General features: G+C 69.7%; 14 protein-coding genes. 11 read left to right on the top strand and 3 right to left on the bottom strand.

The features are described 5' to 3' along the window. Positions 1-10 precede the first annotated feature (10 nt). Complete coding sequence (locus E1218_RS01860) at positions 11-679, bottom strand: LON peptidase substrate-binding domain-containing protein (protein WP_132315523.1); 669 nt, start codon at positions 677-679, stop codon at positions 11-13. Between the two features lie 101 nt (positions 680-780). On the opposite strand from E1218_RS01860, the gene hisD reads away from it, so the two are divergent. From hisD to E1218_RS01805, 11 genes are all read left to right on the top strand, one after another. Continuing rightward, entirely contained in the window at positions 781-2106 is a 1326-nt protein-coding gene (hisD, locus tag E1218_RS01855) for a histidinol dehydrogenase (RefSeq protein WP_132315521.1), read from the top strand. Further along, the gene (locus tag E1218_RS01850; RefSeq protein WP_132315519.1) at positions 2106-3224 is read left to right on the top strand and encodes a histidinol-phosphate transaminase; all 1119 of its coding nucleotides are present in this window, start codon (positions 2106-2108) and stop codon (positions 3222-3224) included. Before hisD ends, E1218_RS01850 begins: the two co-directional genes overlap by 1 nt. Beyond that, entirely contained in the window at positions 3221-3820 is a 600-nt protein-coding gene (hisB, locus tag E1218_RS01845) for an imidazoleglycerol-phosphate dehydratase HisB (RefSeq protein WP_132315517.1), read from the top strand. Before E1218_RS01850 ends, hisB begins: the two co-directional genes overlap by 4 nt. Further along, entirely contained in the window at positions 3817-4458 is a 642-nt protein-coding gene (gene hisH, locus E1218_RS01840; protein ID WP_132315515.1) for an imidazole glycerol phosphate synthase subunit HisH, read from the top strand. The genes hisB and hisH overlap by 4 nt, the downstream gene beginning before the upstream one ends. Positions 4459-4613: 155 nt before the next feature. Continuing rightward, the gene (locus E1218_RS01835; protein WP_202865711.1) at positions 4614-5399 is read left to right on the top strand and encodes an ABC transporter ATP-binding protein; all 786 of its coding nucleotides are present in this window, start codon (positions 4614-4616) and stop codon (positions 5397-5399) included. Then, positions 5396-6223 carry an ABC transporter ATP-binding protein gene (locus E1218_RS01830; RefSeq protein ID WP_202865710.1) on the top strand — a complete coding sequence of 276 codons (828 nt, stop codon included), beginning with the start codon at positions 5396-5398 and terminating at the stop codon, positions 6221-6223. The genes E1218_RS01835 and E1218_RS01830 overlap by 4 nt, the downstream gene beginning before the upstream one ends. Continuing rightward, positions 6220-8076, top strand: a complete 1857-nt coding sequence (locus tag E1218_RS01825) for an AMP-dependent synthetase/ligase (RefSeq protein WP_132315511.1) — start codon at positions 6220-6222, stop codon at positions 8074-8076. Before E1218_RS01830 ends, E1218_RS01825 begins: the two co-directional genes overlap by 4 nt. Then, positions 8073-8960, top strand: a complete 888-nt coding sequence (locus tag E1218_RS01820; RefSeq protein ID WP_132315509.1) for a branched-chain amino acid ABC transporter permease — start codon at positions 8073-8075, stop codon at positions 8958-8960. The genes E1218_RS01825 and E1218_RS01820 overlap by 4 nt, the downstream gene beginning before the upstream one ends. Further along, positions 8957-10060, top strand: a complete 1104-nt coding sequence (locus tag E1218_RS01815) for a branched-chain amino acid ABC transporter permease (protein ID WP_132315507.1) — start codon at positions 8957-8959, stop codon at positions 10058-10060. The genes E1218_RS01820 and E1218_RS01815 overlap by 4 nt, the downstream gene beginning before the upstream one ends. 9 nt (positions 10061-10069) lie before the next feature. Continuing rightward, positions 10070-11371: an ABC transporter substrate-binding protein gene (locus tag E1218_RS01810; RefSeq protein WP_132315505.1), complete on the top strand. Its 1302-nt coding sequence runs from the start codon at positions 10070-10072 to the stop codon at positions 11369-11371. Positions 11372-11510: 139 nt separating this feature from the next. Then, a complete protein-coding gene (locus E1218_RS01805; RefSeq protein ID WP_132315503.1) occupies positions 11511-12911 on the top strand; it encodes an alkaline phosphatase PhoX in 1401 nt (466 codons plus the stop codon). Here the strand turns inward: E1218_RS01805 and E1218_RS01800 are convergent, their stop codons facing one another. Continuing rightward, positions 12912-13295: a YchJ family protein gene (locus E1218_RS01800; RefSeq protein WP_132315501.1), complete on the bottom strand. Its 384-nt coding sequence runs from the start codon at positions 13293-13295 to the stop codon at positions 12912-12914. Between the two features lie 80 nt (positions 13296-13375). Continuing rightward, the gene (locus tag E1218_RS01795) at positions 13376-14614 is read right to left on the bottom strand and encodes an ATP-grasp domain-containing protein (protein ID WP_132315499.1); all 1239 of its coding nucleotides are present in this window, start codon (positions 14612-14614) and stop codon (positions 13376-13378) included. Positions 14615-14621 lie beyond the last annotated feature (7 nt).

The following is a 14621-nucleotide window of genomic DNA, read 5'->3' as shown; positions in this document are numbered from 1 at the left end:
CGGTATGCGATCAGTTCGGCGCCATCGCGGACCAGTTGAGCTCGATGTGGGGCAGCGACGGCAGGGCGGCGATGGCGGACAGCTCGATGTCCAGGAGGCCGACCAGCTGGACCAGCCGGGAGGTCGTGTCGGCGGCCTCGAGGAGCTTCTGCCGGTCGGGGGTGATCAGGGTCATCGCGGCCGACATCAGGTACGACAGCGTGCTCGGGTCGTCCGGCAGGTCGGCGATGTGCAGGCCGGGGCGGCTGATCTCGGTGACGGCGGCGGCGTACCGGCGGAAGCGGTCGATCGCGATGGTCGCCGTACCGAGGGGGTCGTCGCCGGGGGCCTCGGGCAGCCACTCGACGTCGGCGACCAGGTAGTCGCCGCTGCCGTCCAGCTCGGCCACCTTGAACCGTTGGCTGCCGGTGAGGGTGATCTCGACCGGGCCGTCGTCGTCCGCGTCCAGCGTGATCTCGGAAATCGTCGCCGCGCAGCCGGTGCCGTACAGCGACCGGAAGACCCGCTCGCCGAGCTCGTAGCCGTCCCGGACGGCGAGGGCGCCGCAGACCAGCTCACCGCCGTTCTCGACCAGGTCCCGGACCACCGCGCGGCCCTGGACATCGGTGACCGGGATGGGGAGCACCAGCCCGGGGAAGATCACCGTGTCGACGGTGAGCAGCGGCAGGCGGGAGTCCATGCCGTCGAGCCTAGGCCATGCCGGCCCCTGATCACGCCTCGTGACAACCAGCTGGTGGATACGGCCGGAGCGCCGCGGGCGGGCGCCACTAGACTGAGGGCATGATTCGCCGCGTCGACCTGCGGGGCCGAGTGGCGGCCGGAGAGGTGTCCGACCTCCAAGCCGAAGTGAACGCCCTCGTCCCCCGAGCCGTGTTCGACGTCGAGAAGGCTCTCGACGTCGCCCGACCCATCTGCCTGGACGTCCGTCATCGTGGACTCGAGGCGATCAGGGAGTACGGCGAGAAGTTCGACCATGTGCGGGTCGAGGACCTCCGCGTCTCCGCCGACGCCCTGAAGACCGCTCTCGAGGAGCTCGACCCCGAGGTGCGCAACGCCTTCGAGGAATCGATCCGCCGCGTCCGCGAGGTCAGCCGGGACGAGTTGACCGCCGACATCACCTCCGAGCCCGCGCCCGGCGGGCGGGTGACGCAGCGTTTCGTCCCGATCCAGCGGGTCGGGCTGTACGTGCCGGGCGGTCGCGCCCCGCTGTCGTCCAGCGTGGTGATGAACGTCGTCCCGGCGCAGGTCGCCGGCGTCGCGTCGCTGGCCGTCGCGTCCCCGCCGCAGAAGGAGTTCGGCGGTCTGCCGCACCCGACGATCCTGGCGATGTGCGCGCTGCTCGGGATCGACGAGGTCTACGCGATGGGTGGCGCGCAGGCGATCGCCGGGTTCGCGTACGGCTTCGCGGGGTGCCGGAAGGTCAACCTGATCACCGGCCCGGGCAACATCTACGTGGTCGCCGCCAAGCGGTTCCTGCTCGGCGAGGTCGGCATCGACGCCGAGGCCGGTCCGACGGAGATCGCGATCCTGGCCGACGAGACCGCCGACCCGGTGCACGTCGCCGCGGACCTGATCAGCCAGGCCGAGCACGACCCGATGGCCGCGAGCGTCCTGGTCACGCCATCGGAGACGCTGGCCGCGCAGGTCGAGACCGAGTTGCCGGTCCAGGTCGCGAAGAGCAGGCACCGCGACCGGATCACCGAGGCGCTCAGCGGTCAGCAGTCGGCGGTGGTGCTGGTGGACGACCTGGACCAGGGCACCGCGTTCGTGGACGCGTACGCCGCCGAGCACCTGGAGATCCAGACCGAGGACGCCGAGGAGCGGGCCGGGCTGATCACCAACGCCGGCGCGATCTTCGTCGGCGGATGGTCGCCGGTGTCCCTGGGCGACTACTGCGCAGGCTCGAACCACGTGCTCCCGACCGCGGGCTGCGCCTGCCACTCGTCCGGCCTGTCCGTGCGCAGCTTCCTGAAGGCAGTGCACGTGGTGAACTACAGCCGCGACGCCCTCCAGCAGGTCGCCGGTCACGTGGTCGCGCTGGCGCACGCCGAGGATCTGCCGGCGCACGGCGCGGCGGTCAGTGTGCGCTTCCCAGGGGAGCAGTGATGGGCCGCTTCGACGGGCTGCCGATCCGCGAGGAGCTGAAGAGCTTCGAGCCGTACGGCGCCCCGCAACTCGACGTACCGATCCTGCTCAACGTGAACGAGAACCCGTACCCGCCGAGCGAGGAGACCGTCGCCGACATCGCGGCGTCGGTGGCCGAGGCGGCCCGCGGGCTGAACCGCTACCCGGACCGCGAGTTCCTCCACCTGCGTGCGGACCTGGCGGCGTACCTGGGTCGTGAGTCCGGCGGCCGGCTCATCGCCGAACAGGTCTGGGCGGCCAACGGGTCCAACGAGGTCATGCTGCACATCCTGCAGGCGTTCGGCGGTCCCGGGCGGACGGCGCTGTCGTTCGCGCCGACGTACTCGATGTATCCGGAGTACGCGCGGGACACGAACACGGCCTGGGTGACCGGCCGCCGGGCCGAGGACTTCACCCTCGACCAGAGCAAGGCCCTGGCCGCGATCTCCCGGCACCGTCCGTCCGTCGTGCTGCTCGCCTCGCCGAACAACCCGACCGGGACGGCGCTTCCGATCCAGGTGGTCGAGGCGCTGGCCGCCCGGACGGCCGCGATCGGGGCCGTCCTGGTGGTCGACGAGGCGTACGCCGAGTTCCGCCGGACCGGGACGCCGAGCGCGGTCACGCTGCTGCCGTCGTACCCGAATCTCGCGGTGGCGCGGACGATGTCGAAGGCGTTCGCGCTGGCCGGCGGCCGGCTCGGATACCTTGCCGCGAGCAAGCAACTGGTGGACGCGCTGCGGATCGTCCGGCTGCCGTACCACCTGTCCGCGGTGACGCAGGCGGTCGCGCGGGCGGCGCTGAGACATTCGGACGAGTTGCTCGGCCGGGTCGAGCAGTTGCGGGTCGAGCGCGACGAGACGGTCGACTGGCTGCGGTCGCTCGGGCTGCGCGCGGTCGACTCGGACGCGAACTTCGTCCTGTTCGGCACGTTCGCCGACCGGCACGCGGTCTGGCAGTCGCTGCTGGACGACGGCGTACTGATCCGCGAGACCGGCCCGGACGGCTGGCTGCGGGTCTCCATCGGCACCGGCGCCGAGATGGCCGCATTCCGCGCTTCGCTGGAGCGCGTCCTCAAGACAGACATCGGAAGGCTGACATGAGCCGTACGGCACGGATCGACCGGGAGACGAGTGAGTCGAAGGTCCTGGTCGAGCTGAACATCGATGGCGAGGGCCGCGCCGACATCTCGACCGGCGTCGGGTTCTACGACCACATGCTCAACGCGCTGGCGAAGCACGCGCTGCTCGACCTGCACGTGAACACGGTCGGCGACCTGGAGATCGACGCCCACCACACCGTCGAGGACACCGCGATCGGCATCGGCCAGGCGCTGAAGGAGGCCCTGGGTGACAAGCGCGGCATCCGGCGCTTCGGGGACGCGACCGTGCCGCTGGACGAGGCGCTCGTGCACTGCACGGTCGACCTGTCCGGCCGGCCGTACTGCGTGCACACCGGTGAGCCGGACGGTCAGGTCTACGCGATCATCGGCGGCGACTACGCCGGGTCGCTGACCCAGCACGTGTTCGAGACGCTCGCGTTCAACGCCGCGATCTGCATCCACATCCGGGTGCTGTCCGGCCGCGACCCGCACCACATCGTCGAGGCGCAGTTCAAGGCGTTCGCCCGGGCGCTGCGGGCCGCCGCCGAGCCGGACCCGCGACAGCCGGGGATTCCCTCCACCAAGGGAGCCCTGTGAGCAAGAAGGTCGTCCTGCTCGACTACGGCTCCGGCAACATCCGGTCGGGTGAGCGGGCGCTGCAGCGCGTCGGTGCGGACGTCACGGTGACCGCGGACTTCGACGAGGCGCTGAACGCGGACGGCCTGCTCGTTCCCGGCGTCGGCGCCTTCGAAGCCTGCATGACGGGATTGAAGAGGGTCCGCGGCGACGCCGTCGTCGACCGTCGGCTGACCGGTGGTCGTCCGGTGCTCGGCATCTGTGTCGGGATGCAGATCCTGTTCGCCCGTGGGATCGAGCACGGTGTGGAGACCGAGGGCTGCGAGCAGTGGCCGGGCACGGTCGAGCGCTTGCAACCGTTGAGCCAGGAGCCGGTGCCGCACATGGGCTGGAACACGGTCGACGTCCCGGCCGGCAGCACGCTCTTCGACGGCATCGAGAAGGAGCGGTTCTACTTCGTCCACTCCTACGGCGTCCGCGAGTGGGAGCTCGAGGGCGCCCGGGAGTCGGTCGCCCCGCTGGTGACCTGGACGACGTACGGCGCCGACCGGTTCGTCGCCGCGGTCGAGAACGGGCCGCTCTCGGCCACGCAGTTCCACCCGGAGAAGTCCGGCGACGCGGGCGCGGCGCTGCTCGCGAACTGGGTGCGCTCACTCTAAGACCAGTCGCATAACTGGTTTTACGCCTGACCATCGGTCACGGTTGGGTGTTGCCGTCCGCTTTCCGGGCGCGAGGACTTCCTACTCGTGAGTTGTGCTGTCACACTCACTCGCCAAGACGTGGGTTGGGAACCTTCGGGGATCCGGGAGGCCGGGTGCTGGCGGCGAAGAACCTCGAGGTCGTCTACGACGACGTGATGCTGGTGCTGCGTGGGGTGGGTCTCGAGGTCCCGCAGGGGCGGATCGTCGCCCTGCTGGGGGCGAACGGAGCCGGCAAGTCCACGCTGCTGCGCGCGCTGTCCGGGCTGCTCGACGTTCACGACGGCGAGGTCCGGCGCGGGTCGATCACGCTCGACGGCGAGCCGATCCACACCTACGGTGCCAGCCGGGTGGCCGCCCTGGGCGTCAAGCAGGTGATGGAAGGCCGGCGGATCCTGGCCGACCTCACCGTCGAGGAGAACCTCCGGATCGGCGGCCATGTCAGTCCGCGCTCGATCAAGGCCAACCTGGACCGGACTTACCAGTTGTTCCCGGTGCTGGCGGACCGCCGCCGCACGCTGGCCGGGTACCTGTCCGGTGGCGAGCAGCAGATGCTGGCGATCGGACGCGCGCTGATGTCGGATCCGAAGTACCTGCTGCTCGATGAGCCGAGCCTCGGGCTGGCGCCGATGATCGTCCGGCAGATCCGGGACGTGATCGTGAAGATCAACCAGCAGGGCACGACCGTGCTGCTGGTCGAGCAGAACGCGGCGATGGCGTTGTCGATCGCCGAGCACGGATACGTGCTGGAGAACGGCGCGATGGTGATGGACAAGCCGGCCGCCGACCTGCTCGCCGACGGCGACGTCCGCGAGTTCTACCTCGGCCTCGGCGCCGAAGGGTCGGTCAAATCCTTCCGCGACGTGAAGCACTACCGCCGACGGAAGCGGTGGTTGTCGTGACCGCGACGCAGGCCCGCCACAGCGAGCACACGCAGGAGTCCACCCCGGTGCTCAGGTTCGAGGACGTCGTCCTCGGGTTCGAAGGAGTGACGGCGCTCAACGGCGTCAGCTTCACCGTGAACCAGGGGGAGTTGTTCGCGGTCATCGGCCCGAACGGTGCCGGCAAGACCTCGATCTTCAACGTGCTCTCCGGTGTCTACCGGCCACAACGGGGGGCGGTCCGCTTCGGCGGCGAGGATCTGCTCGGCCGCCGGCCGCACGCGATCGCCCGGCTGGGCATCGCCCGGACCTTCCAGAACATCGAACTGTTCTCGAACCTGACCGTCCTGGACAACCTGATGCTCGGCCGGCACCACCATCACCCGTACGGCGTCCTCGCCGCGTTCGCGTGGCTCGGCAAGGCCCAGCGCAACGAACGGGCCAACCGGCGGGCCGTCGAGGAGATCGTCGACTTCCTCGAGCTTACGCAGTGGCGGCGGTTCCCGGTCGGCCTGCTGCCCTACGGCGTGCAGAAACGGGTGGAGCTCGGCCGGGCGCTGGCGTCGGAGCCGAAACTGCTGCTGCTGGACGAACCGGTCGCCGGGATGAACCTCGAGGAGACCGAGGACATGGCCCGGTTCATCCTCGACATCCGCGACGACCTCGGCCTGCCGATGGTGATGGTCGAGCACCAGATGGGCCTGGTGATGGATCTGGCCGACCGGATCATGGTGATGGACTTCGGCAAGCCGATCCGCACCGGGACGCCGAAGGACGTCGCCACCGACCCCGACGTCGTCCGGGCCTACCTGGGCGAGGAGCACCGGGTGGTCGAGAAGCCATGAGCACGGTCGAGACGTCGGTGCGGACGGCAACGATCGCGAGCCGGGTCCGGGACCGGGCCAGGACGACCCCGCACGTGATCGCGCTGCGGGAGAAGGACCTGGGCATCTGGCAGCAGGTGAGCTGGGAGCAGTACTGGGACACCGCCGAGCTGGCCGCGCACGCGTTGATCGCCCTCGGCGTCGAGCCGGGCGACCGGGTGGCGATCCACTCGGAGAACCGCCGGGAGTGGCTGTACACCGACGTCGGCACGGTCGCCGTCCGCGCGGCGACGGTCGGGCTGTACCCGACCAACCCGGTCGCCGAGGTCGGCTACCTGCTGCGGCACTCGGGGGCGAAGGTGCTGATCGCCGAGGACCAGGAGCAGGTCGACAAGGCGCTGGCGATCGAGGACCTGCCCGATCTGAAGCACATCGTCTACGTCGACCCGCGCGGCATCCGGCACCGGTACGCCGACCCGCGCCTGATCGCCTGGACCGACTTCCTTGCCATCGGCACCGGCCATCGTGCGGCCGACTCGGACGCGGTCACGCGCCGCATGGAGGAGTCCCGGCCGGACGACGTGGTGACGCTGATCTACACGTCCGGCACGACCGGCCCGCCGAAGGGCGTGATGCTGACCGCCACGAACGTCGACTTCGCCATCCAGGAGCTGGTCGAGCGTGGTGGCTTCACCGCGCCGCCGCCGTCGCCGCGGGACAGTGTGCTGTCCTACCTGCCGTTGTGCCACGTGGCCGAGCGGATCTTCAGCGGCTGGTTCGGCGCCGGGGCCGGGGTCACCGTGCACTTCGCCGAGTCGATCGAGACGGTCGCGACCAACCTGCACGAGGTACAGCCGACGATCCTGTTCGGAGTCCCGCGGATCTGGGAGAAGATCGCGGCCGGCGTCCAGATCCGGGTCGAGTCCGCCGATCCCCTGAAGCGGATGGTGAACGGCTACTGGCTCCGCCGGGCCGACTGGATCGGCGGCGTGCTCGCGGCCAACGGGGGACGTCATACCGCCGCCTCCCGGGCGGTCTACGCGATCGGCTGGCTGTTCTGCTACCGCGCACTCAAGGACCGCATCGGGCTGCGCAAGGTCCGGTACGCCGCGTCCGGGGCGGCACCGATCGCACCCGAAGTACTGCGGTTCTTCATGGGACTCGGACTGCCGATGCACGAGGTGTACGGCATGACCGAGAACACCGCGGTGGCGACGGCCAACCGCCCGGGCCGGGTCAAGGTCGGCACGGTCGGTGAACCGCACCCCGGTGTCGAGCTGCGGATCGACGAGAGCACCGGCGAGATCCTCACCCGGCACCCGGGAACCTTCGCCGGCTACTGGCAGGACCCGGACGCGACCGCGAAGGTGATCGACGCCGACGGCTGGCTGCACACCGGCGACGTGGGGGAGTGGGCCGACGGCACGCACGTGCGCATCACCGACCGGATGAAGGACATCATCATCACCGCGGGCGGCAAGAACGTCGCTCCGTCGGAGATCGAGAACGCGCTCAAGGCGTCGCCGTACATCAAGGAAGCGATCGTGATCGGCGACCGGCGCAGGTTCCTCACCGCGCTGATCGGCATCGAGCCGGACACCGTCGGCCACTGGGCCCAGACGCACCGGCTGCCCTACTCGACGTACGGCGACCTGTCCGCGAAACCGGAGGTGATCGCGCTGGTCCAGACCGTCGTGGACGACGTCAACGCCCGGTTCGCCACGGTCGAGCAGGTGCGGTCGTTCCGGCTGCTGCCGAAGCTGCTGGACCACGAGGACGGCGAGCTGACCGCGACCCAGAAGGTCAAGCGGTCCGCCGTCTGCACGGCGTTCGCCGGACTGGTCGAGTCCATGTACGCCGGGGGTGCCCGGTGAACGAGTTCCTCGCCACGGTTGTCCGGGGCCTGGGCAACGGGTCGATCTACGCCCTGCTGGCGCTGGGCTTCGTGATCGTCTACAAGTCCATGCGCGTGATCAGCTTCGCCCAGCCGGCGTTCATGATGGCCGGCGCGCTGCTGACCGGTTATCTCGTGCTGTCGATGAATTTCTTCCTCGCCGTCCTGGTCGCGCTCCTGCTGACCGCACTGCTCGGTGCCGGGGTGGAGCGGCTGGCGCTGCGGCCGATGATCGGCAAGCCGGTGTTCGTGATCGCGATCATCACGCTCGGCGTCGACATCGTGATCCGGACGGTGGTGAACTCCTTCATCGGCCTGGACATCCGGCAGATGGGCGACCCGTGGGGGCTCGAGCAGCTCGGCGTACTGGGGGCCAGGATCGATCAGCGGCACCTGGCCACGTTGGTGGCAACGCTGATCGTGGTGGCCGCGCTGTTCGCCTTCTACCGCTGGTCGCGGACCGGGCTGGCGATGCGGGCGGCGTCGTCGGACCAGGAGGTCGCGCTCGCGCAAGGTGTCTCGGTCGGCCGGGTGTTCTCGCTGGCGTGGGCGCTCGCGGCGGCGCTCGCCGGCCTGGCCGGGGTGTTTCTGTCGACCGGGATCGGCCTCGAGCAGAATCTCTGGCTGACCGCGCTCAAGGCGCTTCCGGTGATCATCCTCGGCGGCCTCGACTCCCTCGGCGGTGCGGTGATCGCCGGTCTGTCGATCGGCATCGTGGAGGCCCTGGTCGGCAGCTACGGCGACAACCTGCACCCGGTCTTCGGCGGTGACTTCTTCCTGGTCGTGCCGTACCTGCTGATGCTCCTCGTCCTGCTGGTCAGACCTTACGGATTGTTCGGCGCGAGAGAGGTGGAGCGCATATGAGCCGGCCCCTGCTCTACCTGTCCTACAAGCAGGACATGGCCTTGCTGAACACGCCCGCGAAGCGGTGGTGGACGCTCGTCCTCGGACTGGTCGCGGTCGCGTTGCCGTTCCTGCTGACCGACGACCTGCTGGTCGTGCTGGCTACGGCGTGCGTGGCGTCGATCGGTGCGATCGGCCTCAACATCGTCACCGGGTACGGCGGTCAGGTGTCGCTCGGGCACGCGTTCTTCCTGGGGCTGGGCGCCTACACCGCGGCCGCGTTGTCGGGTGACCCGGACAGCACCCGGCTGATCGGGTTCGGGATCACCTCGCTGCCGGTCTGGTTGCTCGCGGCCGGCCTGGTCGCCGGGCTGGCCGGGCTGATCGTCGCGCCGCTGGCGGCGCGGCTGCGCGGGCTCTACCTGGCGGTGGTGACGCTCGGGCTGGTGTTCATCGGGGAGCACATCTTCAAGCACTGGCGGGAGCTCACCGGGGGAGTCGGGGTCGGGCGGCCGGCCGCCGTCCCGGAGTTGTTCGGGTTCCAGTTCGCGGTCGACGGGGAGCTGTTCACGAAGGCGCAGAAGCTCTACCTGCTGATGCTCGTGCTGCTGGTGATCTTCGGCGTCCTGGCCCGGAACCTGGTCCGGTCGAGGACCGGCCGGGCGCTCGCGGCCGTCCGGGACCGGGACCTGGCGGCCGAGGTGATCGGGGTCGACGTGACCCGGTACAAGATGATCGCGTTCGCGGTGTCGTCGTTCTACGCCGGCGTCGCGGGCGCCCTGCTGTACGTGATGATCGGCTTCGTCGAGCCGGGGTCGTTCAACCTCGGGATGTCGGTGCAGTACATCGCGATGGTGCTGATCGGCGGTGTCGCGACGATCTCCGGATCGGTGCTCGGCGCGCTGTTCATCACCCTGCTGCCGCGGGTCACCCGCGAGCTCCCGGCCGTGCTGCCGTTCATCAGCGGCAGTTCCGCAGCCGGGGGCATCACGGTGTTCCAGGTCGAGACGATCCTCTACGGCCTGTTGATCATCGGCTTCCTGATCTTCGAACCGCGGGGGCTGTTCGGCATCTGGATCCGGGTCCGCACCTACTGGAAGTCGTGGCCGTTCTCGCACTAAGGAGTATCGATGAGCGTTCGGAAGGGAAGCGCCGTCGCGCTGGTAGCGGCGATGGTCCTGGTCGCGGGGTGCCGTAACGACGCCCCGGAAGCTCAGCAGGGCGACTCGGGCGTCAAGTTCGACGTCGGGGTCACCTCCGAGCCGTGCCCGGCCGCGGTCGACAAGGCCAAGGGCTGCATCTACCTCGGCTCGATCTCGGACCTGACCGAGGGGCCGTTCAAGGCGCTCGGCGTACCGATCACCGAGAGCCAGAAGGCGTTCTGGCAGCGGGTCAACGAGGCCGGCGGGATCGGCGAGTTCGAGGTCGACGTGACCAAGTACGTCAAGGACAACAAGTACAACCCGCAGATCCACAACGAGGTGTACGCCGAGATCAAGCCGGACGTGCTGGGGCTCGTCCAGACCCTCGGCTCACCGACCACGGCGGCGATCCTCGGCGACCTCAAGTCCAGCGGCGTGGTCGGCGTACCGGCGTCCTGGACGTCGGCGTGGGCGTTCGAGGACGTGATCCTGGAGTCGGGCACGAACTACTGCTTCGAGTCGATGAACTCGGTCGACTTCGCGGTCGAGACGCTGAAGCCGAAGACGGTCGCCGCGGTGCACTTCCCCGGTGACTACGGTGACGACGCCGCGGCCGGCGCGAAGATCGCGGCCGAGGCCAACGGGCTGACGTTCACCGACATCCCGACCGCGCCCGGCCAGGAGAACCAGGGTGCGGCGATCCAGAAACTGGTCGCGGCCAAGCCGGACCTGGTCATCCTGACCACCGGCCCGACCGAGGCGGCGACCATCGTCGGCGGGGCCGCGCAGAACGGCTTCAAGGGACAGTTCATCGGCACCAGCCCGACCTGGAACCCGGCGCTGCTGAAGAGCCCGGCCGCGCCCGCGCTGACCGCGCTCTACCGGCAGTCCGGGCCGTGGGCGCCGTACGGCGCCGGAACCGCCGGTCACAAGGCACTGGCCGAGTCGATCGACCAGGCCACCTTCAAGGCCGCGCCGAACGACGGCTACACCGCCGGCTGGGTGTGGTCGTACCCGTTGAAGGCCGCGCTGGAGAAGGCGGTCGAGTCCAAGGACCTCACCCGGGCCGGGCTGCTGGCCGCGGTGAAGTCGCTGGAGACGGTGGACTACGAAGGCATGCTGCCGGCCGAGGCGGGCCGGTTCTCCGGTGAGCCGAACGAGCGGGTGTTCCGGGCCAGCATCATCTCGAAGGTGGACCCGGCGGCGCCGACGGGCGTGAGCGTGGAGCGGGACTTCTTCACCGGCAAGACCGCGGAGGCGCACGAGTTCAGCAAGCCCTGTTACCAGTAGTTGGTTGAATGTTGAGGCACCCGCGGTCATTCAGGATCGCGGGTGCCACGGCGCGCGGTTCGTCTTGTCGTTGTCTGTTGTTCACCGTACGTTCATCGGTGACCGGCAGATCCTTTCCGCCCATGAGGAGGCACGCACCGTGTCCGTTGAGCACAATCCCCTGTCCCGCCGGCAGTTCGTCGCCCGAGCGGCCGCGGCCGGTGTCGCGGTCAGCGTCGCAGGCTCGGTCGAGGCGCTGTACACCGCCCAGCCCGCGCTCGGCACCTCCGGCCCGAAGATCGGCTACGGGCCGCTGATCGAGGACCCGAACGGCATGCTCGACCTGCCGCGCGGGTTCGGCTACGAGATCCTGTCCCGCGAGGGCACCGTCCGCCCCGGCGGCCTGAGGACGCCGAGCCGCTTCGACGGCATGGGCACCTTCGCGGACCGGCACGGCGGCTCGCGGCTGGTCCGCAACCACGAGTGCAGCCCGACCGCCACGATCAAGGTGGTCGCTCCGCCGGAGCGCACCTACGACCCTGGTGCCGCCGGCGGCACCAGCACGCTCGTCGTGGACAAGCACAACCACGCCACCAAGGAGTTCGTCAGCCTCGGCGGTACGGCGATCAACTGCTCCGGCGGCATCACGCCCTGGCGTACCTGGCTGACGTGTGAGGAGACCGAGGCCAGGGCCGGCGACACCGGCTACACCAAGGACCACGGATTCATCTTCGAGGTCGACCCGTACGACGACCGCCGCAACCTCGACCCGGCCCCGCTGACCGCGATGGGCCGGTTCCAGCACGAGGCGGTCGCGGTCGACCCGGCGACCGGCATCGTCTACGAGACCGAGGACGCGTTCGTCGCGCCGCTCGGCGGGTTCTACCGGTTCCTGCCGAACCGCCCGCGCGGTGGCTGGGGTTCGCTGCGGGCCGGCGGTGAACTGCAGGCGATGTACATCCCGGACCTCCCCGACCTGTCCGTCGTCCAGGAGGCAGGCGCGACGTTCCACGGCGTCCGGTGGATCACGGTGCCGGACCCGCTGGCGACGACCGAGTCGGTCCGCGCGCAGGACTACGGCAAGCAGATCACCGGCGGCTACAAGCTCGAGGGCTGCTGGTGGGGGACCCGGGACCGCTGCGTGTACTTCGTCTCGTCGTTCGCCCGGACCGAGCTCGGGCCGAAGGTCGACCACGACGGCCAGGTCTGGCGGTACGACCCGCGGAAGCGGACGCTGCGCCTGGAGGTCATCTTCACCCGGCCGTCGCCCGGCTCGGACGACCCGGAGTTCGATGCCCCGGACAACATCACGATGTCGCCGTACGGCGGGTTGATGATGTGCGAGGACGGACTCGGCGAGCAGCACATCCTCGGCACCACCGAGGACGGCGAGGTGTTCAAGTTCGCCCGCAACCGGGTCAACAACGGCACCCCGGAGGACCCGGCGTTCGGCGAACTGGCCGGCGCCGGCTTCTCCGCCGACGGCCGGACGATGTTCTTCAACGTCTACACACCCGGCATCACCTACGCGATCACCGGCCCCTGGCGCCGCCGCAGGTAGTCACAGTGCCGCGACGTACACCCAGTCGCCGTTCTCCCGGACGAACCGGCTGAGCTCCTGTTGGTGGCTCGGCCGGCCGTCCAGCTCGTAGTGCGCGCGGAACTCGACCGTGCCTTCGGTGTGAAACGGGCTTCCGCCGGTGGTGGCCAGGATCTCCAGGCCGGTCCAGTGGATGTCGTCGTCCAGCCGGAGGCCGGCCGGGCGGGTCGCGGCGGCCCAGGTGCGGAGCAGGTACGCCGCGTCGCGGACGGCGAACGCCGAATAGCGTGAACGCATCAGCTCCTCAGCGGTGGCGGCCGACGCACGACCGTCGTGCAGTCGGCCACAGCAGTCGGCGTACGAGCTGTCGAGCCCGCACGGGCAGGGTTCGGAGGGTTGCGGCATGAGCAGATTGTGACCGAGCCCGGGCGGTGGTGGTCCGCCCGGGCCGGGCAGGGGGTCCCTTCCAGCTGACTCCGATGGCGTCAGGGGGTCTCGATGACGATGCCGGCCTCCATCTCCAGTACGCGGTGGTAGTCGGCGTCGAGCGTGGCCGGGTCGCTGTGGATCAGGATGACCCAGGCCAGACAGGTGAACAGGTCGACGGTCTCCGGGACGACGGCGTCCTCGTCGTACAGGACCTTCATCCAGTGGAACGACTTCAGCTCGTCGATGCCGTCGAAGACCTCCCGGTTGCGGAAGTAGCCCTCGGCCGGAGCGATCACGAAGACGCCGCGCAGGTGCTGGACCAGGTCGAACCCGTCCCGGACCTCGCCGCGGACCCGGTGGGCGACCGTCCGCTTGATGTGGTTGTCGCCGGTGGCCAGCTCGCTGACCATCTGGTGACCGCCGCCGGCCGGCCGGGCCGCGACCTCGATCAGCCGCGGGCCGTCCGCCGTCATCATCACCTCGACGTGGCCGCAGCCGATCCGGATGCCGACCGCGTCGAGGACCTGCCGGGTGTACGGCCAGAGGGCCTGCACCTCCGGGTCGTCCTCGGCGAGGAAGTCGATCCGCCGGTAGATGCCGATCTTGTCGCCGCGACCGACCTTCGTGTAGCGGCAGACGTCGACCAGCGCGTGCTTCCCGTCCACGCTGTAGGTGTCGACCAGATACTCCGTGCCCTCGGCGTACTCCTGGATCAGCACGGCGTCGTTGGTCAGCCCCATCTTGTTGGTCCGGCCGAGCACCCGGTCGAATCGCTCCCGCCAGTCGCCGCCGGAGAAGACGACATACACCTCGTCACCGGCGGCGCTCTTCGGCGGCTTGATCACCAGCCGCCGGCCGAGCAGATCGTTCTCCTTGAGCCACATCTGCGCCTCGGCCGGGTCGGCGGTCCGGAACTGCCGCAACCGCGGCACTCCGGCGGCCGCCAGCGCCTGCGCCATCTCCCACTTGTCCCGGCGGGCCGCGGCGAGCTCCGGTACGTTCCCGGTCCCGGGCGCGAGGAGCTCGATCAGCTGGTCGCACAGCTCGACGCCACTCTCGGCGCCGGGCACCAGGTACTCCGGCTCGTACTGCCGCAGTTCCTCGGCGAGCGCCTGGACGTCGCCGGTGAAGTAGTGCACGTGCTCGAAGTCGTCCGGGTGCCAGCTGGCGGTGTACGCCGGTGGCGGCTCGGCACCGCTCAGGACGGCGACCGGCAGCCGGCCGGCCTCGCGGAACGCGGCCGGGTATTCCTGTCCCGTGGACAGCGGGTCCACGATGATCGTGTAGTCACTCATCTCGTCC

The organism is Kribbella turkmenica (genome assembly GCF_004348725.1).
Taxonomy (GTDB): Bacteria; Actinomycetota; Actinomycetes; order Propionibacteriales; family Kribbellaceae; genus Kribbella; species Kribbella turkmenica.
The sequence above is the reverse complement of the archived record's forward strand: the minus strand, read 5'-3'. Positions and strand labels throughout refer to the sequence as shown.